This window comes from Metabacillus sp. KJ11-3, from assembly GCF_055808295.1.
In genome coordinates, this window is record NZ_CM147865.1 from 3,862,373 (window position 1) to 3,889,069 (window position 26,697).

Here is a 26,697-nt window from a genome sequence, read left to right on the forward strand (position 1 = left end):
TTCTCCTTTGAACAATAATTAATACATTTATATACCCTTTATCCCTTATCCAGAAACATCAGTAATTCCTTAAGCTCCATTTGTGCCATTGATTCAACGCGATGATCGACTTCACAAAACTCAAGATCTTTTGTCACTGTATTAGGCACAGTAACACATTTCATCCCTGCTCTTTTCGCAGCTAGGGCACCATTTGCTGAATCTTCAAAAGCAATACATTCCTCAGGCTTCACACCTAAGCATTTAGCTGCCTCCAAATAGAGGGCAGGATCCGGTTTCACATGTTCAACATAATCGGAAGTTCGAATGCATTCAAAACGGTCTAATAAGTTTAGTCTACTTAAATGAGAGGAAACCCATTCATAATTAGAACTTGAGGCTAACCCTACTTTTAAACCGAGTTCTTTAGCAGCATCTAAATATTCAATCACTCCAGGTCTTGCCTTTTCTACCTGTATTCTTTTGTTAAAACGATCCTTCTCAACTACCTTAAGTTCAGCATGGTCTAATTTTCTTTTAGTTTGTTCCTCCAAGTATGTATAAGGATTAAAATCTGACTTTGTTCCAATCAATTTTCCCCAAACTTCTAATGGCAATTCACATTCATGCTCACGAAATATTTCACATAACACCTCATATTCATGTGTTTCTGTATCAAGGATTAATCCGTCAAAATCAAAAATAACCGCTTTTATCATGTATCATACAACTCCCCTAAAAAAGTGTCCTTCTATGTATAATATATAAAGGAACTTTGTTTATATTTCAAATTTATGTACAAAAGGGCAAGTGCCTTGATCAGCCTCGGGCAAATAAGACGCAAATGAATAGAAGACGTTCTTTGTCTTCAATTCATTTGTGGCTAGACCCTAGAGGGGCTCGGCGCTGGCAGTTTAAGAACGCGGCGTCCTGTCGCAAAAACTGCACTTGCACATCCTGTGCTTCGGAGCTGGATGTCACCGCTCTTCTTCTCAGTATATGAACAATAAGAAAAGAGGTTTGACTAAAGTGTCAAACCTCCAAGGATGATTAATGTGTTTTCGTTTGTTCTGAAATGTTCGTTAACGCATGTCCTGCTGCTTCGTCAGACATTTGATTTACAGCTAAATCACCTAGTGCTACAATTCCTACCAATTGGTTGTTCTCAACAATTGGCAAACGACGAATTTGATGCTGCGCCATTACTTTTGCAGCTTCAGCAGCAGACATATTTGTATGTCCTGAAACAAGGTTTGTAGTCATCACTTGTGAGACAGGTATGTTGCTATCAAGTCCTTCTGCTGTTGAACGAAGTGTGATATCACGGTCCGTAATAATCCCTCTTAATTGACCATTATCAACAACTGGAATGGACCCAACATTATTTTGACTCATCATCTCAGCTGCTTCTTTAATCGATTGTGAAGAAGAAACAGTTGCTACACTTGTTGTCATGCATTCTTGAATTGTATTCAGAATCATCCTCCCCTTTCAAATATAGTATGAGAAAGGGAACGTTCCTTTATAATTAGAAAAATTTTTTGGGGATAGCTGAACGTTGTCGTTATAAAAATAAAGGAAAGTTTAATACCATAAATACTCGTAAGTGTTGTGATGGTTAATTAAGGTCTTTATTTATGATTTTATTAAGAACCCTTATACTTTTTCCAAATTAATTATTGTGCTTAAAACTAGTTTAAAATGAGAGAGTGTAATGGAGCGGAGGACACTTGACTCCTGCGGGAAGTAGAGGAAAGGCTGAGACCCCGCAGGCGAAACTGAGGAGGCTCAGCTCTTCCCCGGCGAATCTTGTGTCTAGAGCTTAATGGAACGGACATTTCTCAGACAGTTTGAGAAAACAGTCATTCTCAAAATAGCCACCAAGAAATTTCCAATTTTCAAAAAATGTTCAAAAATATATGAATTTTAATATGTATTCTTTTACAAGGAAAAACGCTTGCGATTATAATTTAGAAGTATCTACAAAGATAAATGAGGGATGTTATGTCAAGTTCAAATGAAAAAACACTGGAGAATTTACTTTCAACCGGTTGGGTTGCGGCATTTATCTCCACATTAGGAAGTCTTTATTTTTCGGAATTTCTTCAATATACACCTTGTGACCTCTGCTGGTATCAACGGATCTTTATGTATCCTCTTGTCATCATCTTGGGAATTGGTGTCTTTAAAAAGGACTATAAAATTGCCTTTTATACACTAATTCTATCTGCCATTGGTGGATGTATTTCCATTTATCATTATGGTGTGCAAAAGATTGATTTCTTAGGAGAAAATTCCGTCTCCTGCGGAATTGTACCATGTACAGGGGAATACATAAATTGGTTAGGATTTATCACGATTCCATTTTTAGCGTTAATCGGATTTTCAATTGTTTTTATCACAAGTCTTTTAATTTTAAAGAAAGCAGGTAAGTAAGATGAAAAAACTACTCATTTTCGGAGCCATTATTCTTATCCTATTTGGTGGACTAGCCTTTGTAACATCTTACCAAAACAACCAGCAAGCGGAAGGAAATGTATATGGTAAAAGTGATCTTAAACCAGCTACAATTGATCAGCTTGACGATCCTAATTACCAAAACATCATTCTTCCTGATGAACTCGAATCAAAGCTTGATAACAAAGAAGATGCAATCGTATATTTCTTCAGCCCGACATGTGACCATTGCAAGGTAACAACACCTGTTTTAATGCCTGTTGCAGAGGAACTAGGTGTCGAAATTGATCAATTTAATTTATATGAATATGAAGATGCCTGGGATCAATATGGCATCACTGGTACACCAACCCTTGTTCATTTCCAAGACGGAAAAGAAGTTGCACGTGCAGAAGGCGGCAATACGGACGAAGAAGCACTCCGTACTTTACTAAATGAATGGAAAGCTGAATAAACAAAGAGGACAGTTCATGATGAACTGTCCGTTTTACTTAGATCATATATTGATTAGCCGGTCTGATAAACTGACTAAATTGCCCTTTTTGACAATCAGCTTCTTTAAAATCGGAAAATGTTAGAGGAAAGAAATAACCGTAATCATTTAAGTTTTGGGTATTACGCTCAAACATTTCTTTATACTCATTTTCATGTTTGTTCTCATGTAATAAATCGAGTACAGCAATTAAAGCTTGGAGACTAGAGATTATTTGAAATGCATCCTTCAATGTTGCATTATAGATTTGGTCAGAAGCCTGTGGCTGAAGCACGTTCAGTTTCTTTAATTCTACAATTTTTTCATCCGGGAAAAATTTCGGAAATATCTCTGTGTACAATTGATCAACTAACTCAGAAATATGATGTTCCTGTTCGTTTGTCGATGCCACAACAACCTTCATTTTATCACCTTTCTCTTTCATCTGTTTCACTGCATTAAGCATAACACAGGACATTTCAAGATTGCAGAGGAAAGTGTTACCGGAACTAGATTGTACATCCATTCGATGTTTTGTATACTGTTTTAATATGGCTGTTTTTAATTTGTTCGTTCCATTTCTCTTCACTATTATTATTAAAAACGATAATGTAGAATACAGTTGCCAAAATATACATATAGCAAGGAATGATAGACCATTGAAACGTGTAGGTGAATGGCTTGAGATAACGATTCCAAAGGATTGGGCGAATGCGACTGTTTTTTCCGTTTTGTCCAACAAACTCGGCGCCTCTAAAGCACTTATCCAAAGATGGAATCAATCTGCAGCTTTCAAAAAAATCAAAACAAAGCAGATGTTAACCATAAATTGGAACAAAATGATCGGCTATATCTTCATTTATTTAAAAAAGAAGAATATGGGGTATTACCTGAAAATGTCTCCATAGACATCCTTTACGAAGATGACCATTTAATCATTGTGAATAAACCCGCAGGAATGGATACACATCCGAACGAACCAAACCAAACAGGAACACTGGCAAATGCGATTGCTTTTTATTACCAGCTTAACGGGTTGCAAATTCGTGTACGACATATTCACCGCCTTGATCGTGATACTTCCGGTGCCATCATATTTGCAAAGCATGATCTGGCTCAAACCATTTTAGATCAGGATTTACAAGTGAAAAAAATCAAAAGAACATATCTTGCGATTGTAAAAGGTAAACTCCCCAAAACAAATGGAACGATTGATAAGCCAATCGGACGGGATCGGCATCATGCAACACGAAGAAGAGTTTCGCCAAATGGTCAAAAAGCCATTACTCATTACAATGTTGAAACATTTGATCCCAAAACAAATCTGTCGCTTTTGTCCGTACAATTAGACACAGGACGAACACACCAAATTCGTGTTCACTTAAGTTCCATGAACCACCCTATTATCGGTGATACTTTATACGGCGGAAGCAAGGACCTTATCAAAAGGCAGGCATTACACGCAAAGAAGATTACTCTTTTACACCCTCTAACACAAGAAAAAATTGAAGTCGAAGCCAGCATACCGGCAGATATCCTCTCGATAATAAAAAGCAAACAATCCAGTTTTTAAGAAAGCTGGATTGTTTGTTTTAGTGTCAGAAATTTATATACTTTTCTTTTTCGCATAAATAATATACCTTTGTGGCGCATTTCCTACATAACTAAAAGGATAGCATGTTGTTAAGATAAGTTCTTCCTTCTCATTTTGGAGGGTAATAATACTACGATCGTCAGCTTCTACGATCTTCGTATCAATGATTTCATATTCAAAATCTCCATATGGCAGTTTGATTTCTAACGAATCACCAAGTTCCAGCTCCCCTGCCTTACGAAACACCGTATCTCTATGACCGGATAAGACGATTTGTCCATTTTCGTCAGGGTAATAGCTGCCTTTATAGTGACCAACACCTTTTTCAAGATCATCAGGATCGGTTCCTTCCACAATTGGGAGGTCCGCCTCTAATCTTGGTATATGTAAAATACCAACAGCTTCACCAATTGGCGGTTTAAATGTACCGTCCTCTTCTTTATAGACTTCCTTATCCGGCGGTGATGTAACAATCGCTTGAGCTTCTGCTAAGGAATTGGATGTTTGCATTTTTGTATCAACAATTTCCCAAACGGCATAGCCTACAATACAAAGTCCTACAATAATGAATAAATAGGAAAGCTTCTTCATGAACCATCCACGCTTTCTGTTAATTTCTTACACATATTATAGCACAGAAGAATTTTCCCATATGGAATAAGTTGCTAGATTTGTCCTTGTTTTTTATTGTTTTTTTGTAAATTAGCACAAAATATAGTTAAACAAACGTTTAATTAAGAGTTTTTCAGGGAATATAACAGTGGGATAGCTTCGTCCTATTGATAGATGCAGTTATTTTCATAGATACGTATAATAGAGTGGAGATGAAACAAGAAAGGGAACAGCTTTTAAGAATGATCTGTCCAGAAAGCTTGCTTAACTGTTATTACTTGGCGATACGATGAACTCTAACCAATTAGTTGAAGATCTATTATTTTAAGGTTTTCCTACACTCACTATCTATGAAAATGTTTTAAGAGATGCCATGTATTTCATCGGATACTTGGAAATAGATGAAATACGTGTTGCTGATGAACATCTGGCAACAGGTACAGCTGACAACAAGGCTGCAATTCCGTTTAGAACAGGAAAAACAGCAAAGTGAGAGAAAGAAACAAGCGATGGTCTTTTGCGTTGAAGGTGAATACATATCTTACCAAACCGAACAAAAACCGTTCGGGATTTATCAGAGATGACTTCAATTATTACTAATGAAGCTGCTTACTTATAATCTTTTTTTAAACTATGGAGGACAACAATATGTTTGCTCTAGAAAATATTCCCGTTCCTGTTTTTATTCTCGATGCCGAACTTAATATACTAGATCGTTCATCTATTTCTATAACACTTTTTTCTGAAGGGAAAAATTTCCTTGATATAGTTGATGATGATAGTAAAAACAAAGTACATTATTTTTTATCAACGAAAGAAAAGCAAAAGTTTGAAGCAACTATCATAACAATAGAAAATGAGTTGGAGCTTTTTGAAATATATGTAACCCAAAATCGTGAAGATTATTTATATGTTGTTTGTATCCCTCTTAAAGAGAATTTTAAAAAAGTCAGCCACCAAGTTCATTTGCTTAGGGAGCAATTGATGGTGACTAACAAGGACAGGATGGAGCAGCATCAAAGGAAAGAAATTATTTCATTGTTTCAACCATTTTTAACAGATTCAGATCTTTATAATTTAATTAGTTCTTCCGACCACATGAAGCAACTTCCAGGAAAATTAGAGAAAATTCAAGATTTATTAAGCCTTCTTCGACCTGATATTATCGAGAGTGGGAAAAGTGCCCACTATGAGGTTATTATTGATGAACTAAATGAACTTCGCTCTTCCATTGATTTTTATATTACACTACTGCCCCTTCTAGACCGCTTAGATTAATGAGATAAAGGTAACGTAATTTCAACTGTCGTTCCTTTATCTGGTTCACTTGTGAAAATGAGCTTACCATTATGACTTTCAATTATTTTAAAGCTTACCATTAACCCCAAACCTGTTCCTTTTTCTTTGGTTGTAAAAAATGGTTCACCCATTTTTTCAAGTTGCTCCTTAGGAATGCCTTTTCCTTGATCCTCAAATCGCAGAAGTACTCGATCATCTTCGAGTTTCTTTGCTTCAATTTTGAGCTGGCCTGTACGACCTTCCATTGCCTCTATTCCATTTTTCACAATATTGATAAACACCTGCTTTAGTTCATTTTCTATCCCTTTAACAGTAAAATTCATTGGGTCAATGGAGGTTTCAATTGTCACATTATTAAGGATCGCCTGTGTTTCCCATATCTTTGATATATCTTGAATAATTTTATTAATATTGACATCTTTAAATTCAGCTGTTTTCTTTCTTGAAAGCACAAGGAATTCATTGATGATTTCTTCAAGCCTGATAAATTCCGTCATCATCACTTCCGCATATTCCTTACTATATGTATTCGTTTGGATCATTAATTGAAGAAAACCTCGTAAAGAAGTTAACGGATTTCGAATTTCATGTGCAATTCCTGCAGCCAGCTGACCAATTCCAGAGAGCATTTCAGATTTAATCAGCATTTGTTCTGAACTTTTTCTGCTTGTAATATCCTCACCAACAAGTAAGATTTGGACAACATCGTTTTCTTCATTTTCAACAGGTATTAGAGATAAATGTTCCCATTTATCCTTCCCGTCTTTTCCTTTATAAGACAACTCGCCCGTCCATGTCTCACCGGCACGGACCTTTTTCCAATACTGTTCAAATTCACTATCTTGATAGTATTTAGAATAAATATCCTTTATTTTACGGCCAATGATTTGGTGCACATCTATGCCAAGCTGTTCTGCAAACTTACTGTTTGCATATTCAATTGTTCCTTGAAAATCAGTAAATGCCGTATATGCAGGCCCAAGCTCAATTGCTTGCATACTCAATTGTAACTCGCGATTCACCTTTTTAATATTTGAAATATCAATAAATGTAATCACAATACCGTCGATTAAGTTTTCACTTGTTCGATATGGCATAATTTTAACGCTGTACCACTTTCCGTCCTTTGATGGCAATTCCTTGATGATCGATTTTGTTGTTACTAACACTTCCTCGATATCCTGTAGAAACAGATCATAATCAAGTCGATGTGAAATGTGATAAATCGGCCTTCCTATATCACGCTCTATGAGATGAAATATTTTCATAGCTTCAGGTGTATAGAGCTTAATATCGAGGTTTTTATTTAAGAAAATCGTGGCGATATTCGTATTAATGAGGAGGTTGTCCATATCATTATTTAAGTTGGTTAACTCTTTGATTTTCTTTTCATACTCGGTATTTACGGTTATTAACTCTTCATTTACAGACTGCATTTCTTCATTCGTGCTTTGCAATTCCTCATTTGCGGCAATTAATTCTTCATTTGTAGACTGCAGCTCTTCATTCGATGTTTCAAGCTCTTCTATCGTTGTTTGCAGACTTTTTTTTGTATAAAAAAGCTCCTGCTCCAGGTCAAAGATTCTTTGGTTATAGGCTGAATCATGATCAAATATGATAGAATCCGCTTTAAATTCAGTTGAAGAATCCAGCTTATTCGCTTCTAAAAACAGCGATACATATCCCTTTCCTGCTCTCTCTAAAGGCTTTACAATAAGCTCTACTTGTTTATTTTCATTTGGATTAATAAGGAGGTTTTTATATTTAATTTCTTTAAGTTCCTCTCTTGCCTTTTTAATTGCTGTTCCAATTGCCACTGATAAATTCGTAGGAACCATATTAAAAATATTATAGTTCACTTTCCCTTTTGGCAGATTCAAATACTCTCCTGCATTCCCGGAAACTAATAAAACCTCATTATGCTCATTAACAACAATACATGGAGGTAATATTTCATCCATTAACGAAACATATAGTTCATCCGGGTGTTGAAACCGATTTAATTCACGCAGATGCTCCAAATTTCTTCTGTCCTTCCCTTGTTCTTTTAGTGATTCTTTAGGAGTAAGAAATGCTTGAGAGACATGTTGGCTATCTGATACCTCATTGCTGAAAATCTTCCATTTATGATGAACTGCAGTAAACAAAGTTGATAGCTTGCCGATTGTTTCACTCGGTCCTAAAAATAAATACCCTTTCTCTTTTAATGCAAAATGAAAAAGAGACAATACTTTTTGCTGAAGCTCGGTTTGAAAGTAAATCATGACATTTCGACAGCTCACCATATCTAGATTGACAAACGGTGAATCCTTTGTCATGTTATGAGGTGCAAAGACAATTTTATGCCTGATTTCCCTTTTTACTTGATAATCACTTCCATCTTTATCAAAGTATTTCACTAGCAGATGTTTTGGAATCATTGAAACAATTTGCTCTGAATAGCAGCCTTGACTAGCAAATTTCACCGAATCACGGTCAATATCTGTTGCGAATATCTGAAGCTCCATTTTACATCCTCGCTTTTCAATTTCGTCATGAAAGAGAATCGCCAGAGAATACGCTTCCTGACCTAATGAACAGCCTGCTACCCATATTCTTATTTTATTTCTTCCTCTATGTATATTCTCATCTATCATTTTAGGAATAAGAGATTGCTGCAAATAGTTGAATGCCTCTGTATCTCTAAAAAAGTGAGTAACCCCAATGAGTAAATCTTCTTGTAAATAACGGATTTCCATAGGGTTTTCTAATAAATAGTTTTTATAAGCCTCTAGAGACGGTAATTCCTCCTCAATCAGACTCATACGGCGTTCCATTCTTCTTAACACCGTATTCTTTTTATACATGGAAAAATCAATTCCACTTTTTTTATGTATCATCATTAACACTTGTTTTAACGCATTATCTGTATAATCAATTGGCTTTGTTGCGATATAATCACTAATCCGTTCCGGCATTGCTTTTGGAGCCAATATGTAATCCCCTGCCCCTGATTTCATTGCACTTTCAGGCATGTCCATAAATTTTGCTGTTTCATCTTGAATCAGACAAAGTCCACTTTTGGCACGTATATCGTTAATTCCTTTTGTCCCATCTGTTCCTTTTCCTGATAAAATAACACCGATGGCTTTTGTTTCAGCATAAGTTGCGAGTGAAGATAAAAAGATATCGATGGGAAAGTGAACAGGTTGTTTATTATTATATTCTTCCAAATGAATAAATCCTTGTTTATTAATGGTTATGTAGTGGTTTGGCGGACATAAATACACAGTTTTCCCCGAAAGCCGCAGTCCTTTTTCTGCTAAAACAATTTTCATACTGGTAGATTTTGCAAGTAATTCCGGCATATAACTTTTGTACTTCGATGATAAGTGTTGAACAACTACGAAAGCTGCATCAATATAAGGACTCATATTTTGAAAAAACTGTTGAATTGCTTCCAGTCCTCCAGCTGAGGCGCCGACTCCTACCACATAGGGAACTTCAGATACAGATTTTGTATGATTCATTTCCATTTGCCCGTCTTGTGCTTGTAACATCTAATATCCTCCCTTAAACACTGCCAATAAAAACATTCGACAAATGCTAGTAATTTCCTGTTAGCAAAAAAGGAAAAAAATTCTTTTAGATTCATATAGTTGATGATCTATTTCACCTGAATAATTTTATAGCGAACACAATAATGGGATAATTTTATGATATCAGTTATCATTTGGAGATAAAACTAATAACTAGTTCTTATTTCTTAAATAAAACCATTATTTTCAATATTGCTATTCCAAGAGTAGACAAAAAGGAGCGACTTACTCGCTCCTTTCAGTTGATTATTATGCTTGGTGTTCAATCGGAAGGATAATTTTCACTGTTGTTCCTTTTTCAAGTTCACTGGTGAAGAGGATTTTCCCTTTATGATTTTCAATAATTTTATAACTAATCATTAAGCCCAGTCCGCTTCCTTTTTCTTTATTTGAGTAATAGGGTTCACCGAGCTTAGCGATTCTTTCCTGTGCTATTCCAACACCCTGATCTTTTACATGAATATAAATATATTCTTCATTTTCCATACCAATCGCGATATGAATGGTACCGCCAGTTGACATTGATTCAATTGCATTGCTAATGATATTCTGGAAAACCAATTTTAATTGGTTCTCATCACAGATGATTTCTACATTTGCTCTAGGATCATATTCAAATGTAAGATGAAATAGGTGATTAACTTCCTTATTGGCATGTAAAACTTCAGACATGATGTCAATTACATTATGGTGATTAAGTTGGATACCAAGATGAGAATTAGCCAAAATCAGTATCTCATTAATAAAATCCTCTATTTGTCCGAGCTCTGATAAAATAAGCTCTTTAAAAGAACAACTTTCATTATGCTTTAACTGAATAAAGCCCTTAACACTTGTCAATGGGTTCCTTATTTCATGCGCGATACTAGCAGCCAGCTGGCTAACAGCGGCGAGTTTATCCGATTTCCTTATTAAGTCTTGATTTAACTTGGCATCAGTTATATCTGCAGCGACCCCAACCACTCGATATAAGTCACCATCTTTATTGAAGACAGGTACGATTCGATTCCTGACCCAGCGAATTGTACCATCGGTATGTGTGAGTCTATATTCAAATTCTTTATTCTTCCAAACGTTTTGGAATTGCTCCATTGTTTCATCGCGATCTTCAGGAAGCATAATAGTATCCCATAAGGTTTTGTCTTCTATAAATTGCTCACACGTTCTTCCTGTAATTTCTTCCCAAGCTGAACTCATATACAGTAGCCGGTTTTCCTCCACATCAAATATCCAAAATGCATCCTTTATATTGTTTGCGATTTGCTGAAACCGCTCCTGGCTCTCACTCAATTCTGTATGAACCAGTAATCGTTCAATTTCATAGCCAACCCACTGTGTCATTAGTTGTAAAAACTCAAGGTCCGAGTTGGTAATCGTTCGAAATGTTTGATCTGCAGAGAAAAAGCAAAATGTTCCATAGAAAACGTTATTAACAAATATAGGTGCACCAACATATTCATTTATCAAAGCTGATTCTGTTTCTAAAGCAGATTGTTTTATATGAACAGGCTCAAGTCTCTCGATAACTTTTCCCGCACAAGTTTGATGAAGTGAAAGTATATCACCGGTTTTTCTAAACTTTGATGACTTACTAATTGTTTGGAGGATTTCATAAACGTCTCCGGTGATCTTGGAAATATTTCCATCCGTCAAACGAAAGCGTTCACATCCAATTTTGAGCAGTCTCTTTAATTTCTCATGAAAAGATAAACAATTATTGCTCGTTACTTCATATAGAGTACGAATCGATTGTTCATTCATCGTTCTTTCAAGTAAATCTGCTCTGAGTTCTATTTCGGTGTTGACCCACTTGCTTAAGTCAACTAATGTTTGTAATTCATCCTCAGTAAATGAGCGCGGCTCTACATCAATAACACAAAGAGTACCTATGATATGATGATTCTTTGTTATGATCGGAGCTCCTGCGTAAAAGCGAATTTGATGTTTTATAACTAAAGGATTATGTTTAAATCGCTGGTCGAGATGTGTGTCTTCAATGACTAGTGGCTCTCCATCAAGTAATACATGCTGACAGATTGATTCATCTCGTTTTGTTGATCTTTCGGTTAATAGCTCTCCGGTCAGACCTACACATGATTTAAACCATTGTTTATCCTCTGTAAGTAATGAAATAAGAGAGATTGGCGCTTGGAAAATGCGACTCGCCAATTCTGTAATACGATCAAACGATTGTTCATTTGGAGTATGGATCAAATTAAGGCTATATAATTCTATTAATCTTCGCTCTTCTTTTTCTAAAAAAGAGGAGCTTTTATCTTTGAATATTTCCTCTAGCTTAAAAATAGAAACCACTCCAAGCGTTTTTTCATATTATACCATATGGGATAATATGGTGGAACAAAAGTTCGGCTTGTTTGTGGAAAGTAGTTGGCTTTCTAAAAATCTTTTTCGTATATTTAGTAGCATCTGAAGAAGTCCGTTCCATTATCTTTTTTTATAGAGTGGATAGCACCATCATTACTAAACAAGTAATAATATATAATTTGAATTGCTAGGAAGAAAAAAGGACTGTCTTTGTAAGTTTTCACTTACTTTTAGACAGTCCTTTTCATAAATCTATTTTCCTATTATTTTAATTCTGCTAATATTTCTTCGATTTTTGCGAGTTCAGATTGTAAACCGCCGCCGCTTAGGTACCATAGCGGGCCATCTAAGTATACGATCTTTTCGTTTTGATAAGCATCTGTTTTCTTAACGATGTCATTTTCCATGTCAGTATCGATATTAGACTTGTCTCCAACTGCTGCTGTACGGTCAATAACGAATAACACCTGTGGATTTAATTCTAAAATGGCTTCGAAACCAAAGTTAGAACCGTGAGAAGAAGATTCGATATTATCTGTTACAGGCTTGAAGCCGTAAATATCATAAATATAACCAAAGCGAGAGTCTTTCGCGAAACCGGATAATTTACCTTCATTGTACATTGTTACTAATGAAGTGTCATAGTTTCCAGCTAAAGTATTGATTTCTTCTAAAGCTGAATCAAATTTTGCCGTGTATTCTTCAGCTTCTGCTTCTTTACCAAACATTTTAGCTGCTAAATCTACTGAAGATAAGAATGTGTTCCAGTAGTCATCTTCAGAAGTACCGACAAACACAACAGGAGCGATTTCTTTTAATTCTTCATAGAAAGCCGACTGACGTCCGGAGATGAAGATTACATCCGGAGCCATTTCTGCGATATCTTCAAGTAATGGCTCTTTTAAGCCACCAACACTTTGATACTCATCAGAAGCGTATTTTTCAAGGTGAGCTGGTAGGGCAGAGTCTTTTGCAACCCCAACAATTCCCTCAACACCCAGTGCATCCAGTGTATCTAAGAACCCATAATCAAATACAGCAATTTTTTCCGGCATTTTATCAAATTCTATATCTTCAAAATTAATTGCTGCTTCTTCACCTTCAACTGAAGCAACCGTTGGAGATACAGTCATTGGATATGCAGGACCTTCAGATTCTGCTCCAGTTGTGTCTTCTGCTTGACCTTCAGCTGCAGTTGTTTCTTTATCTGTTGATTCATCTGTTGAAGCCTCTTCGTTAGATCCACATGCAGCAAGCAGTAACATCATAGCTGCTAACAACGTGATAAATAAATTTCTTTTTTTCATTTTTCTTTCTCTCCCTCTACTGTATTTATTTATTGTTAATGATAATCATTATCAATGATAACGATTATCATTATGCTTCATTAAAGTTTTAAAGTCAATAACTTTTTGTCATCTTTTTAAAATTAATGTAAACATGTTGTGGAATTTTTAATATGTTTGAAATACAGCCTGGAGTAAGTTCATTCTCCAGGCAAACTTTTACGTGTGTGAGTTAAAATACACACATATTCTACATCCATTTTGTTCTTGAATCGGAATATCCATATCATATATCTCACGTAATGCATCAGAATTAATGATTTCATGGGTTGGCCCGTTTTTCATCAGCTTGCCATTTTTTAACGCAACGATACGATCTGAATAAACAGATGCAAAGTTAATATCATGCAAAACAATGACAACGGTTTTGCCAAGTTCATCTACTAGTTTACGAAGGATTTTCATGATTTGCACAGAATGCTTCATATCCAAGTTATTTAAAGGCTCATCCAGCAGGACATAATCTGTATCCTGGGCAATCACCATCGCAATAAATGCACGCTGTTTTTGACCACCTGACAGTTCATCTAAAAATTTGTCCTGCATCTCAGCCAGATTCATATATTCGATTGCTTGATCAACAAATCTTTCATCTTCAGCTGTTAGTCGTCCCTTTGAATACGGATAACGGCCAAATGCTACCAGCTCACGTACCGTTAAACGCACATTAAGATAGTTTGCTTGTTTTAAAATAGATACACGTTTTGCAAATTCAGAAGACTTCCACTTTTTTACATTATTTTGATCGAGTAATACTTCACCTGTATCTGCCTCTAATAAACGGCTCACCATAGAAAGAAGTGTTGACTTACCGGCACCATTCGGCCCAATAAACGATGTAATAGTCCCCGGCTCGATCGTGACAGTAACATCTTCTACAACAGGTTTTTTACCAAATTGCTTTGTTAATCCTTTGATTTCAATCATCCTGCTGCCCTACTTTCTTTAAGTAATAGATAAATAAAGTAAATACCGCCGATAAAGTTAATAATGACACTTAATGTTGTACGCAACTCAAAAATATGTTCCACAAGAAAATTACCGCCGACCAATGCAATGATACTGATCAAACTAGCTCCTAATATGTGGATAGAGTGTTTATATGTCGACAAATATTGATAAGAAAGATTAGCAACGATTAAACCAAAAAATGTAATAGGTCCAACAAGCGCTGTCGATGTGGCTATTAATACGGACGATAATATTAAGATCTTCATGACCATACCGTCATAGTTAATCCCCAGATTCATTGCATTTTCACGCCCAAGTGACATGACATCCAGTTTCCCCATAATAAAATAACCATAAAGGAATGCAAAGAACAGGATACCAATTGAAATAAATAGTAACTCCGCTTTTACGTTCGTAAAGGTCGCAAACAAGCGGCTTTGAAGACTTAAATATTCAACTGGATCAATCAATACTTGCAGGAACGTGACAAAACTTCCCAGAAGTGTGCCTATAATCATCCCTATTAATAGAAGAAAATAAATCGGATGCTTATCTGCTCTAAACAAAAATCGATATAAAACTAAGGCAAAGACAACCATTGCCAAAATCGCAGCACCAAAGTTTAAGTATTTATTTAACACCCAAACAGACATCGAACCTGCAAAAAAGTAGATTAATGTTTGTACAACTTGATACATAGAATCAAGTCCCATAACAGAAGGTGTTAGAATTCGATTATGTGTAATGGTCTGAAACACAACTGTTGAATACGCAATGGCAATTCCTGTAACAATCATTGCTGAAACTCGAAGCATACGCTTTGGAAAGGCATAATCAAAGCCGCCTTTTATATCATAAAAGCCATAAAGCAAAATACATGCAATTGCAATCACTGCTAGTATGATCAGTTTGGTACTATTTCGCATATGCTCTCCCCCTAAGTAACATTGTTAAGAAGATCGCACTGCCTATTACTGCCACAGTTACATTAACTGGAATTTCATAAGGATGAATAATGATACGTCCTAGAATGTCACATATTAGTAAAAAAACAACACCTAATACAGCTGTATGTGGAATCGTTTTACGTAAGTTATCCCCTAAGTAAAGAGAAACAATATTTGGCACAATCAGCCCTAAGAACGGAATGACACCCACTGTGAGGACTACTGTTGTCGAAATAATGGCAACAAGGATTAAGCCAGTATTAAGCACCAGCTTATAACTTAAACCGAGATTCTTCGCAAACTCTTCTCCCATTCCTGCGACTGTGAACTTATTTGCATAAAGATACGCTAGAATAAGAGCCGGAATACTAACATATAAAAGTTCATAACGGCCGGCAATAACTAACGTGAAGCTGCCCATAAGCCATGAAGAGATATTTTGCAAAAGATCAGCTTCATATCCTAAGAATGTTGTAATGGAAGACAAAATATTTCCATACATAATTCCAATCAATGGGACAAAAATGACATCCTTAAATTTAATACGATCCAATATTTGCATAAATACGAATGTTCCTGCCAAAGCAAACGCAAAACTAAAGAGAACTTGTTGTGTATACGTTACATTCGTAAAAAATAACATTGAAATTAAAATACCTAGTTTTGCTGCATCCAATGTCCCGGCAGTTGTTGGTGAAACAAACTTATTTCGGCTTAAAGACTGCATAATTAAGCCGGCAATACTCATCCCTGCCCCTGCTAATATAATGGCAATTAATCGTGGTACCCGACTTATAAGGAAAATTTGTGTTTCATCTGATTCCCAATCTAGTAAATCAAGTGGTGTTATATCAATTGCTCCGATAAATAGCGAGATAAATGACAGGACGATAGCTACAATTCCTAACATCCATAATCTCATGTAAAACCCTCATCACATGTTTATTCTCAGCACAACAATTGAAAACAATTATTATTCCAAGTTGAATCTATTCAGAAAAGCTCAAGCGCCTTGATCAGCCTTGGGCAAATAAGGTTATTTGGAATAGAAGGCGTCCTTTGCCTTCTATTCCAAATTGACTTATGACCTCGAGGGCTAGGCGCTGAAGCTAGACAATCAAACTAAGTTCAAAATTTAATAGTTGATTCTATTAAACTTCCCAAAAGCAGATGATAATCATTATCAACAAAAAATAAAAAAAAGAACCTTGCTTTATCTACTTTTATGCCTGTTGAGATTGATTATCAACCACAATAATTAATGTATCACAAAAAATAACCAGGGAAAAGAGATATATTTCAAATTATGGAATTTGTCTAACTTTATTCACATTATTTTCACAAATAAAAAGAAGATTCGAACAATTACCTTTGTTTAATCTTCTTTTTATGAAACTTATAACGTTTTAATAAGATCCCGAATTGCTTCAGAAACATCTATTTGATTTTCCTGGCAGTGGGTTGTGAGTTTACGATATGCTTCATCATCTAACCTTACGTGGACAGAATGTATGTATTTTTCTGAGTCTAGTTTTTTTGGTCTGCCTCTTGTGATTTTTCTCTTCCCTATGCCGTCTTTCCACACGTTTATAATGACATATCCATGCTTTTGTACCCAATGATCACAGTCGTACTCTTTCCACATCGCTTTCGCTCTTTCTTGGAATTCATGTTTGAATGTCTCTAATTCCTCTCCCTGAAGTCCTTTCATGATTGCCTTTTCCATTGCTTTATGTTCGTTGAATTGTAGAAATTGTTCGTAAGATTTGAAGGTTAATTCTTTCATTGTTCCGCTCCCGTATTTTCCTTTTTATAAAATGATACGTTTTTTGAAAATGGTTGTAAATTACTTTCTGAAGTCTAACCTTCTAATAAGAAACGATTTTAGCTCTGATGAAAGACATTTCTTCTTGGTCTCTCCCACCTAATGTCTTTCATCCACTATCAAAGACATTTCTATATGTCCTACTACAAAAAATAGGCATTACTGCCCTTAAACAAACGTTTAATTAACATATAACTAAAAAGAAATCAGCCCCATTGAGCTGATTTCTCAAGTATTTCCTTTATCCTTTTAGTATTCTCTCAATCTGTGATAGCTCTTCATTACTAAATTCTAAATGATTAAGGGCTGCGACGTTTTCTTCTATTTGACTTACTTTGCTAGCTCCGATTAAGGCTGATGTGACTCTGCCTTCGCGCAGGACCCAAGCTAAAGCCATTTGTGCCAGATTTTGATCGCGATTTTGAGCGATTTCATTTAATTGCTTTACTTTGCTAATAACATCCTCTGTTACTCGTTCTTCACTAAGGAATGTATTTGCTTTGGCCGCTCTTGAATCTGTCGGGATTCCTGAGATGTATTTATTTGTTAATAATCCTTGTTCTAATGGGCAGAATGCGATGGAACCTACCCCGTTTTCTTGCAACACGTCCTGCAGTCCATTTTCTATCCAACGATTGAACATCGAATAGCTTGGTTGATGAATTAACAGCGGCGTACCTAGGTCATTTAGTATTTTCACAGCTTCAGCTGTTTGTTCAGCATCATAACTGGAAATCCCAACATATAAAGCTTTTCCTTGACGGACAATTTGGTCAAGAGCTCCCATTGTTTCTTCAAGCGGTGTATTTGGGTCTGGGCGATGTGAATAAAAAACATCAACATAATCAAGGCCCATTCTTTTCAGGCTTTGATCAAGACTTGCAATCAAGTATTTCTTAGATCCCCACTCACCATATGGTCCATCCCACATATGATAGCCGGCTTTGGTTGAAATAACGAGTTCATCGCGATATGGTGCAAAGTCAGTGTTTAAAATCTTCCCGAACATCTCCTCAGCACTTCCTGGAGGCGGGCCGTAATTATTGGCTAAATCAAAATGGGTAATCCCTAAATCAAATGCTCTGCGCAGCATAGCTCTTCCATTTTCAAAAGAATCCACACCACCGAAGTTATGCCACAATCCTAGTGATATAGCTGGAAGCAGTAGACCTGATCTTCCAACACGATTATATTTCATTTCTTTATAACGCCCATCGTTTGCTTTGTATGTCATGATTATGTATCCCCTTTCATTTCACTCATTCTATTTTACTTCATAACTTCATATTTTTCCAAAATAAAAGAGCCCGGGAATCCAAGCTCTTTCATTCTTCTTATTTCACAGAACCCATCATTCCGGCAACGAAGTGCTTTTGCATAATGAAGAAGATAACCGCTGCTGGTAGTGTTGCGATGACGATGGCTGTCATAATGACTCCAAAGTCTGGGGAATATCCAGATCCAAGATTAGAGATAAGCAATGGGATTGTTTGATTTTCAGGTGATTGTAACACAACGAGCGGCCATAAATAGTTATTCCAGCTGCCCATGAAAGTGATGATAGCAGCCGCCGCATATGTTGTTTTCATTGTTGGTACATAAATTCTGAAAAACACTCCTATTTCACTTAGCCCGTCAATACGACCTGCTTCAAGAATATCCTTTGGAAACATCTTTGTGCTTTGGCGAAAGAAAAAGATTAGAAAAGCTGTTGTAACAGATGGCAAAACGGCTGCAGTAAGCGTATCGATTCCCATGAATGGTGCTGTTTGAGAAACGGTACCGAACATTCGGAATAACGGAACCATTAATGCCGCAAAAGGAATCATCATCGAAAGCAGCAAAATATTAAAGACAACATCTTTTGCTTTACTTTTAAAAATCTCAAACCCGTATCCGGCCAGTGATGCTATAAGCAGGGATAACAAGGTCGTTGTAATCGAAATTTTTGCCGAATTTACTAATGCGGGTACAAGGTCAACCGTATTTAATAGATTTTGAAAGTTCTGTAGCAAATGACTGCCGGGCAGTAATCTTCCTTGTGTCACGTCAACCGATTTATTTGTTGCACTTACAACCATCCATATGAATGGAAATACAGAGACGATTGTTGCTAATACTAAGAATACATAGCTTAAAATTCGCTTCAGTTTAGCCATTTCGATCACCTGCCACTTTGAATTGAAAGATAGAGAAGATCACGATCATAATCACGATTGCATAGGAGACAGTTGCTGCATACCCAAAGTCTGGTGTGTATTTAAAGGATAAATCGTAAATATATTGAGAAATCGTCATCGTTGCATTACCAGGTCCACCTTTTGTAATGTTCATGACTTCATCGAATAACTGTAATGTCCCAATCGTTGATGTAATCGATGTAAAGAGAATAATAGGTTTTAGCATTGGAATAGTAATCTTAAAGAATTGTTGAACAGATGAAGCACCGTCTATCTTTGCTGCTTCATAAATGGAATGATCAATATTTTGTAAGGCTGATAAGTAGAAAATCATATTATAGCCGGTCCAACGCCAAGTAATCGCAATAACGATGGCAATTTTCGCCCAGAATGGATCTGTCAGCCATTGAATCGGTGCGTCTATTATTGAAACCTTCATGAGGAATAAATTAATCATGCCCTCTGTTCCAAATAAATATTTGAAAACAACAGAATAAGCTACAAGTGATGTCACACACGGTAAAAAGATGGCTGTACGGAAAAATCCTTTCATCTTCAAGGTTTTATCGTTTAACAATACCGAGATGAACAAGGCTAATAGAATCATTAATGGCACTTGAATAATAAGATAAAAAACCGTATTTTTTACTGCTGTAAGAAATGTAGGATCCTTAATTAGACGGATATAATTATCTAAACCTATAAAAGTCAAATTAGTGCCGGCACCTGATTGAAATGATAAAAGTAAGGCTTGAAGCATTGGGTAGAAATAAAACAACACAATCATCAGTGTAGCAACAGCTATAAAAGACCAACCGATTACAGCATTTTTCAAGCGAATATTTCGTTTTGGTTTTACCACTGGAACAGATTGAGTCTGAGTCGTTTTAGTTGGGATCAACTGTAGTCACTCCTTAACATTTGATTAGAAAAGCGCAAGCGCCCTGATTAGCCTAGGGCAAATAAGACGATTTGGAACAGAAGGCGTTCTTTGCCTTCAATTTCAAATTGACTAGACCCTAGAGGCAGTCTAAAATCGCGACGCCCTGTCCACCTACTGCACTTGCACGTCCTGTGCGATCTAAGGCTAGGCGCTTGAGCTAGACACCAAAACTAAGTACAAAACTTAACACTTTCTTACTCTTTCAGAAAAAAGCCTTAGGCTCTCGCCTGAAACTTCATGACTCTATCCTAAGAAGAAGCAGGGGAGTTCCTAAGGCTTATTTAGAGATTACTTGAGTTGTGCTTCAGCTTGCGCTTGTGCATCTTCCAGCACTTGATCAACTTCTTTTCCGTTAAGGTAGTTTTGCATTTCAACTACTAAAATATCCTCGATTGCGTAAGTGTGTAAACCGTAGTTAATACGTGGGATTTCCTCTGTCCATGCTGAGAAATCTGTAACGGTTGCTTGCCCACTGAAAAATTCATCTGCTGCTTTGTATGCTTCACCCTCTGCTGCAGGAATATAGGTACCAATTGCACCAATTTCAGTGACCAATGTTTGGTAGAAATCAGCATTGGATCCAAATGTTTTTGCCAGGAAGTCAGCTGCTTTCTCTTTTCCTGGTACATCAAGAACATACCAAGAGCTTCCACCTAAGTTTGATGCATTAACAGAACTGTCCATACCTGGAAGTTTTGGAATTGGAGCAACCGCCCATTTCCCTGATTGTGATGCTTCGGCTTTTACAGATGCTGTTATCCAGTTACCTGTTGGTACAGAAGCTACTTCACCGCTATTAAATCCTTCCAGCAATTGATTCCAATCAGAAATAGGTCTAGCAATATCTGCTTCTATTAGTTTTTTATAAACTTCAAACGATTTCTTTAGTGCTTCATTTCCCGCTAATTGAGGAGTAACCCCATCTTCTTCAGTAAACCAAGAGCCTGCGGATTGAACCATAATACGAACAATTCCCATATCATTAGGGTCTAGAGATAACATGAATTTCCCTGTTTTTTCTTTTACTGCTTTCCCAATTTCAATGTATTTATCCCAATCAGCATTGTTAAGATCTTCTACTGTGTAACCAGCTTCAGATAAATAGTCTGTTCTTACATATAAACCTGTTACACCGGAGTCGAACGGTAAACCGTAAACTTTACCATCCAAGCTCGTTGGACCAAGCTTATAGGAAGCAAAATCTTCCGTATTAAAAACGTCTGTTAACTCATGAAATGCATCAGGATATGCTTGCAAGAAGCTTTGTGCCCGATAATCTTCAATTAACACGATATTTGGTAACCCTTTTGTTGTTCCAGAGCTTAAGCTCGTATTTAGTTTTTGTACAACATCTTCTTGGGCATTTTCGATAATCTTAATTTTAAAATCAGGATTATCAGCTTGATATGCCTCTGCCGCTAAATTCATTGCCTTTACGTTAAAATTCGGATCCCATGTCCAGATTGTTAATTCATTCGGATCTTTTGAATCACCGGATTCTGTTTGCGCCTGTTCATTTGATCCTGAACATGCAGTTAATAATAACAAGAGACTAACTAAAAATAATGCAAATACCTTCTTCATACACGTACCCCCATCTCTTTAGTTTATACAATGTAAGCGTTATCTAACTTACAACCTTATCGTATCATCTCAAGAGATTATTCTTGTAGGAAGATATTTTTATAAACTTGTGATTTTTTCAGTAATTGTATACGCTTTCATTATCCGTTGATTTGTAAATTCTTTAGATTTTTGTAAAATTTTCATCCACACCAATAGGAATTCGTATTTTTACACTTGTTCCTTCACCTAGTTTGCCAGAAATTTCCACACCATATTTTTCACCATAAATAAGCTGTAAGCGCTCATGTACATTTCGGACACCAATACCCGTAAAGTGTTGTTGCTTTCTTTTTGTATCAGGAAGAGTATTCTCAGATGAAATCTCCATCCCATCACCATTGTCCATTATTTCAAATAATAATGTATGATCTTTCTTCCAGATCATGAGATTAATAAAGCCTTCTGTTTTTGAATTAAATCCATGAAAGAAGGAATTTTCTATAAAAGGCTGTAAAATAAGTTTTGGAATTTGATACTTTTCACAATCTGGTGATACGAAATAGTTCACTTTGATTCGATCGCCATAGCGCATTTGATTGATGTAGACATATGCTTTCAAATTATCTACTTCTTGTTTAATTGTAATGGTTTCACTCCCGTTTCCTAACGTGTTTTGCAGCAGAGTAATCAACGAACGAATCGTCTCTTCAGCCTCTGCCTTCCCTCCTTGCTGTACCAAAAATTTGATGGAAGTGAGGGTATTATATAAGAAATGGGGATTGATTTGTTGCTGTAAGGCAGCAAGTTCAGCATGGCGTTTTTCCTTCTGATATTGCACAAGTTTCTCCAAGTACTCCTGTAATTCATCCAGCATCGAATTATAAGCCAACCCAATTTGTCTTGTTTCATATGTGCCTGTTACGGAAACATATGAAACAAAGTTATGCCTGGAGGTATTTTCAATTTGCCTTACTAACGTTGATAAAGAATTCGTCACTCTCCTGGTGACAAGAAAAACAATAACCAGCGCGACTAATACAATCCCAACTGATAACAAAACAATTTGCTTCTTATTAAATAAACCGCCTATAGCTGTTTTCTTATCAATTACATTAACAAAATATAAATCCATCGAAGGAAGATATTTCGTAAAAATAATATGATCTTCTCCCTTTATTTCTCCAATTTCATAATGATTCGTTACATCTTCATTTGACTTCAAATAGGTGATAAGCTCGTCCGCTTTATGACCTATGTTAGAGGTTTGATTACTGGAAACGATGTAACCGGATTTATTTAATACAAACACATCATTCCCCGCGCTCGTAAAACTGTTATAAAATGATTTAAATTCACTTTCTTGAATAACAAAATACAAGGCACCATATATGTTTCTCGAAATACGGTCTTGCAATGCTTTGGAAATCACAATAAAATGATCGTCCACGTTGTTTTCCTTCTGACCAAATTGATAAATCAACCGATTCGGATCTTTTAACGTATTTTCAGTCAGCTCCGTTGATCTTAAGCTTTCAAATGTAATAGGCCAATACGTACGGCCCGTTGCATAATTAAAGCCATTTTTCCCTGTAATCATAATTTCAACTTCATACGTTTCCATCGGGGAATTAATCCGATTGATCTGCTGGCTCATATCATAAATGGATCTCATTTCCTGCCTATTTGTTTGTTCATCTGTTAGGATGCTTTTGATCGTTCCACTTTGTGAAATATTGTTTGATGCAATGACAACAGCATAATGAAACGCCTCTAAGTTCTCTTTCACCTGGTCCATCACTTTTGCATTTGTAATACTAAACTTATCGATAAAAAATTTCTCGGACATCTTAAATGTCGTCCATGTAATAATGATAGACACAGACACAATTGTGATAACGGTTACAATAAACATGATAAAAAATAATCCATTATGTTTGAAATGATTATGAAGTACCTTCACCTCTTCACATCTCCTATTTCATATATTGTTTTCTTCTATATTGACTAGGAGATACTCCCTTTAACTTTTTAAACACTTTGCAAAAATAGCTATGATCTGAGTATCCAACTTTTCCGCCTATTTCTGCAATCGGTAACGTATCATGAATTAACAGCTTACTAGCTTCCTCAATTCGCACTTTATTTAAATATTCATTAAATCCTTCATTATTATTTGAAGAAAAATAACTTGATAGATAGGTCGGATTAAAATGGAAATGGTTTGCTACACCTGTAAGTGTAAGCGGCTCTGAATAATGTTCCTGAATATATTCCAAAATCATTTTCATATTTGACTTAGATGAATGGCTGCTTTTTGCATAAACAATTTTTTTGACATCTGCTAAAAATTGATGGAACAATTCCACAACCTCTCTAGCTGATGTTGCTTCATCTATCGAGTTAAAGTATTTAAATTTACCATTTTCCAACTCAGCCACTTCATAATCCATATTATTGAGCAAAACGGTTATTGTAAAAATCATATTTTCATAGAAAGACTTGTATTCAAAAATATTCGTAGTAAAACTTGTTGATAGCTCTTTTACATATGTTTGCAAATATTCAAAAGCAATCTCAAACCGTTCATGCTTCAGTTCATTCGTAAACCAATCCAAATTAAACGACGAGGTTTTAATAGATTCTTCAGGTATCTCTTCTTCAGTTAATATGGTTACATCAGGGAAATAAAAACGGTAGTTCAACATCTTCTTTATTCCTTCTTTATAGACATGACCGATCTCAGAGAAGTCCATGAATCCTTTACTTATAGCAAAACTAGCTCCAATCTCAGAATCAGCTTCAGCTTTAACAAACTCAAGCATCTTTGTAAAATGGTTTTTCTCCATATTCATTAGAAAAACAATGTCGTTCTGCTCACCATTAAAACAATAATGCACAACATCCTTTAACACATCATCAAAAAATGATGCAAGCTTTTCCTTTATTGACTGCTCAAATCCTTCTTCCCTATCACATACATTTACTGCCATTAAATAAAATGTGGAATTCGGAAAAATCCCTGATACCAGCTCCTCATCAAGATCTTCCTGATAACCTGACATTAACCGATCAATTAGGTAAGTGACAGAAACCGAATGATCTTTACTCTTTTGAGATTCAAGTGTAGCAGGTATTTTGCTTACCGCTGTTTTTAATACCTGTAGCAAACCCTCAGCATCAAGTTTTGGCTTTAACATATAATCTACAGCTCCATGCTGGAATGTTGATCGAACATAATCAAACTCCCCAAAGCTGCTTAAAATAATGATTTGAATATGTGGATATTTCTCCTTCACAATCCTTGTTAACTCTTCTCCGTCCATGATTGGCATAACAATATCAGTTAAAATAATATGTGGATTTGTTTGCTCAATTAATGCAAGAGCCTCCTGCCCATTCGATGCTTCACCAATAACTTGAAAACCCTCTTGCTCCCAATTTATATAATGCTTGATCCCTTGTCTAATTAACTTCTCATCATCCACAATCAGTGTACGATACAACTCTCCCGATTTCATCGTTATCCCTCCCATAAGAGACAATCAACTAAGTGAATATAGTTCTCATTCTATTATACACTCTTATTGGGTGCGCCAGATGACAAAATATGCAGCAATGTTTTAGAACCAATGAAAAGAAACCCCGGTTCATTTTCCGGAGTTCCTCTTTGATATGTAATGTTCAACGAAAGCAATACCTACAGAAGTTCCCAACGCAACAGAAAATGCTGTTAACACATTCAAAGATGGCTTAAAAAATGCATTTATCATTAAATTACAGATAAAGAATCCTAAAAAGTAGGCTAATGACTTATACAAAATACGTTTCACATACTTTCCCCCTGTGTATACCAATCACATGAATGTTCCAATTTTTTTGTTAAAGATTTTCTCTATACCACTTTCTAAGCTGATTGATATGTGCTTGATGATAGCGATTATGGTCAGCCATATGCCAAAGGCCCCATCGAATGGTTGCTTTCTTTTCATTCTCATGACCAAAAGTGACAACTTTATCTAAGTCAGCATCTGTCAATTGTATACATGTATCTTTCAATGTGTTTAATACACCTTCATACTGATCCATAAGTGTGTTCAAAGACACACCCTTAACCATTGGAAGTCTATCATTTTCATCAATCATGGGACCATATTGTTCTTTTAACGAATCTGGAAGTGGTATTTCTTTTATTCGATAAACCCAATTAAGGTCCACATACATGATATGTTTTATTAACTGAGCTGTACTATTATATTTGTTATTTGGACCCTTGTAATCTACTTCCTCTTGCGGCATGCCCTCCGTAATAGATTGTAGCCGTTGGCTATTCTCCTTTACAGTTGAATACAATATCCCTACTATTTTTGACATATTTGCTTCGCCTTGTAAATCGTATAGCATATATCTTCCTCCTTGTTTTATAAAAACAATATCTTATTCGTTTTTCTTTTGGAAAGTGAGTTACTTTATGATTTAAGGCAAAATAGTGCGTGATTGTTAGGAAGCCTTCTCTTATTGCCCAAATGATAAATACAGCAATCCTAGAGAATATAACAGTACCAACTATACTTTCTTTATTTTTGCATACTTTGTTGTATTTTCAAGCTGAAAATGAGTTCGTTC

Annotated in this window: 22 protein-coding genes and 1 pseudogene; 4 read left to right on the top strand and 19 right to left on the bottom strand. The window is 35.9% G+C overall.

Annotation, left to right across the window (positions count from 1 at the left end):
• Window positions 1-38: 38 nt before the first annotated feature.
• Both AC0L8O_RS19275 and AC0L8O_RS19280 read right to left on the bottom strand, forming a co-directional pair.
• Window positions 39-698 (bottom strand): HAD family hydrolase, encoded by a 660-nt coding sequence (locus AC0L8O_RS19275; RefSeq protein ID WP_473444622.1) that lies wholly within the window; start codon window positions 696-698, stop codon window positions 39-41.
• Between the two features lie 331 nt (window positions 699-1,029).
• Window positions 1,030-1,461, bottom strand: a complete 432-nt coding sequence (locus tag AC0L8O_RS19280; protein ID WP_078435483.1) for a CBS domain-containing protein — start codon at window positions 1,459-1,461, stop codon at window positions 1,030-1,032.
• Window positions 1,462-1,983: 522 nt separating this feature from the next.
• Here AC0L8O_RS19280 and AC0L8O_RS19285 point away from each other — a divergent pair.
• Both AC0L8O_RS19285 and AC0L8O_RS19290 read left to right on the top strand, forming a co-directional pair.
• Entirely contained in the window at window positions 1,984-2,415 is a 432-nt protein-coding gene (locus AC0L8O_RS19285; RefSeq protein WP_473444624.1) for a disulfide oxidoreductase, read from the top strand.
• Between the two features lies 1 nt (window position 2,416).
• A complete protein-coding gene (locus tag AC0L8O_RS19290; protein WP_473444626.1) occupies window positions 2,417-2,890 on the top strand; it encodes a thioredoxin family protein in 474 nt (157 codons plus the stop codon).
• Between the two features lie 37 nt (window positions 2,891-2,927).
• On the opposite strand, the gene AC0L8O_RS19295 is transcribed toward AC0L8O_RS19290, so the two are convergent.
• Window positions 2,928-3,650, bottom strand: coding sequence for a DUF5365 family protein (locus AC0L8O_RS19295; protein ID WP_473444628.1), 723 nt, complete (start codon window positions 3,648-3,650; stop codon window positions 2,928-2,930).
• Here AC0L8O_RS19295 and AC0L8O_RS19300 point away from each other — a divergent pair.
• Window positions 3,568-4,481: pseudogene (locus AC0L8O_RS19300) on the top strand (RluA family pseudouridine synthase). The gene AC0L8O_RS19295 and the pseudogene AC0L8O_RS19300 sit on opposite strands and share 83 nt — an antisense overlap.
• Window positions 4,482-4,514: 33 nt before the next feature.
• On the opposite strand, the gene AC0L8O_RS19305 reads toward AC0L8O_RS19300, so the two are convergent.
• Window positions 4,515-5,093: a class D sortase gene (locus tag AC0L8O_RS19305; protein ID WP_473444630.1), complete on the bottom strand. Its 579-nt coding sequence runs from the start codon at window positions 5,091-5,093 to the stop codon at window positions 4,515-4,517.
• Between the two features lie 669 nt (window positions 5,094-5,762).
• Here AC0L8O_RS19305 and AC0L8O_RS19310 point away from each other — a divergent pair.
• Window positions 5,763-6,392: a hypothetical protein gene (locus tag AC0L8O_RS19310; RefSeq protein ID WP_473444632.1), complete on the top strand. Its 630-nt coding sequence runs from the start codon at window positions 5,763-5,765 to the stop codon at window positions 6,390-6,392.
• Here AC0L8O_RS19310 and AC0L8O_RS19315 read toward each other — a convergent pair.
• The 15 genes from AC0L8O_RS19315 to AC0L8O_RS19385 all read right to left on the bottom strand — a co-directional run bounded on the left by AC0L8O_RS19315 (window position 6,389) and on the right by AC0L8O_RS19385 (window position 26,475).
• Complete coding sequence (locus AC0L8O_RS19315) at window positions 6,389-9,952, bottom strand: CheR family methyltransferase (protein WP_473444634.1); 3,564 nt, start codon at window positions 9,950-9,952, stop codon at window positions 6,389-6,391. The two genes, AC0L8O_RS19310 and AC0L8O_RS19315, sit on opposite strands and share 4 nt — an antisense overlap.
• 288 nt (window positions 9,953-10,240) lie before the next feature.
• Entirely contained in the window at window positions 10,241-12,304 is a 2,064-nt protein-coding gene (locus tag AC0L8O_RS19320) for a GAF domain-containing protein (RefSeq protein WP_473444636.1), read from the bottom strand.
• 275 nt (window positions 12,305-12,579) lie between these two features.
• Window positions 12,580-13,623, bottom strand: a complete 1,044-nt coding sequence (locus AC0L8O_RS19325; protein WP_473444638.1) for a siderophore ABC transporter substrate-binding protein — start codon at window positions 13,621-13,623, stop codon at window positions 12,580-12,582.
• A gap of 198 nt (window positions 13,624-13,821) precedes the next feature.
• Window positions 13,822-14,589 (bottom strand): iron ABC transporter ATP-binding protein, encoded by a 768-nt coding sequence (locus AC0L8O_RS19330; RefSeq protein WP_473444640.1) that lies wholly within the window; start codon window positions 14,587-14,589, stop codon window positions 13,822-13,824.
• Entirely contained in the window at window positions 14,586-15,539 is a 954-nt protein-coding gene (locus tag AC0L8O_RS19335) for an iron chelate uptake ABC transporter family permease subunit (RefSeq protein ID WP_078435473.1), read from the bottom strand. The genes AC0L8O_RS19330 and AC0L8O_RS19335 overlap by 4 nt, the downstream gene beginning before the upstream one ends.
• Window positions 15,529-16,482, bottom strand: coding sequence for an ABC transporter permease (locus AC0L8O_RS19340; protein WP_473444642.1), 954 nt, complete (start codon window positions 16,480-16,482; stop codon window positions 15,529-15,531). The genes AC0L8O_RS19335 and AC0L8O_RS19340 overlap by 11 nt, the downstream gene beginning before the upstream one ends.
• A 474-nt stretch (window positions 16,483-16,956) precedes the next feature.
• Window positions 16,957-17,346, bottom strand: a complete 390-nt coding sequence (locus AC0L8O_RS19345) for a ribbon-helix-helix protein, CopG family (protein ID WP_473444644.1) — start codon at window positions 17,344-17,346, stop codon at window positions 16,957-16,959.
• A gap of 280 nt (window positions 17,347-17,626) precedes the next feature.
• Window positions 17,627-18,619, bottom strand: coding sequence for an L-glyceraldehyde 3-phosphate reductase (gene mgrA / locus AC0L8O_RS19350; RefSeq protein WP_473444646.1), 993 nt, complete (start codon window positions 18,617-18,619; stop codon window positions 17,627-17,629).
• A 100-nt stretch (window positions 18,620-18,719) separates the two neighbouring features.
• Entirely contained in the window at window positions 18,720-19,544 is an 825-nt protein-coding gene (locus tag AC0L8O_RS19355; protein ID WP_473444648.1) for a carbohydrate ABC transporter permease, read from the bottom strand.
• Window positions 19,537-20,427: a carbohydrate ABC transporter permease gene (locus AC0L8O_RS19360; RefSeq protein ID WP_473449040.1), complete on the bottom strand. Its 891-nt coding sequence runs from the start codon at window positions 20,425-20,427 to the stop codon at window positions 19,537-19,539. The genes AC0L8O_RS19355 and AC0L8O_RS19360 overlap by 8 nt, the downstream gene beginning before the upstream one ends.
• Before the next feature lie 369 nt (window positions 20,428-20,796).
• Complete coding sequence (locus AC0L8O_RS19365; protein ID WP_473444650.1) at window positions 20,797-22,092, bottom strand: ABC transporter substrate-binding protein; 1,296 nt, start codon at window positions 22,090-22,092, stop codon at window positions 20,797-20,799.
• Between the two features lie 163 nt (window positions 22,093-22,255).
• Complete coding sequence (locus tag AC0L8O_RS19370) at window positions 22,256-24,034, bottom strand: cache domain-containing sensor histidine kinase (RefSeq protein ID WP_473444652.1); 1,779 nt, start codon at window positions 24,032-24,034, stop codon at window positions 22,256-22,258.
• Between the two features lie 13 nt (window positions 24,035-24,047).
• Entirely contained in the window at window positions 24,048-25,592 is a 1,545-nt protein-coding gene (locus AC0L8O_RS19375; protein WP_473444654.1) for a response regulator, read from the bottom strand.
• Window positions 25,593-25,721: 129 nt separating this feature from the next.
• Window positions 25,722-25,904 carry a hypothetical protein gene (locus AC0L8O_RS19380; RefSeq protein ID WP_473444656.1) on the bottom strand — a complete coding sequence of 61 codons (183 nt, stop codon included), beginning with the start codon at window positions 25,902-25,904 and terminating at the stop codon, window positions 25,722-25,724.
• A 49-nt stretch (window positions 25,905-25,953) separates the two neighbouring features.
• Entirely contained in the window at window positions 25,954-26,475 is a 522-nt protein-coding gene (locus AC0L8O_RS19385; RefSeq protein WP_473444658.1) for a DinB family protein, read from the bottom strand.
• Between the last annotated feature and the right edge of the window lie 222 nt (window positions 26,476-26,697).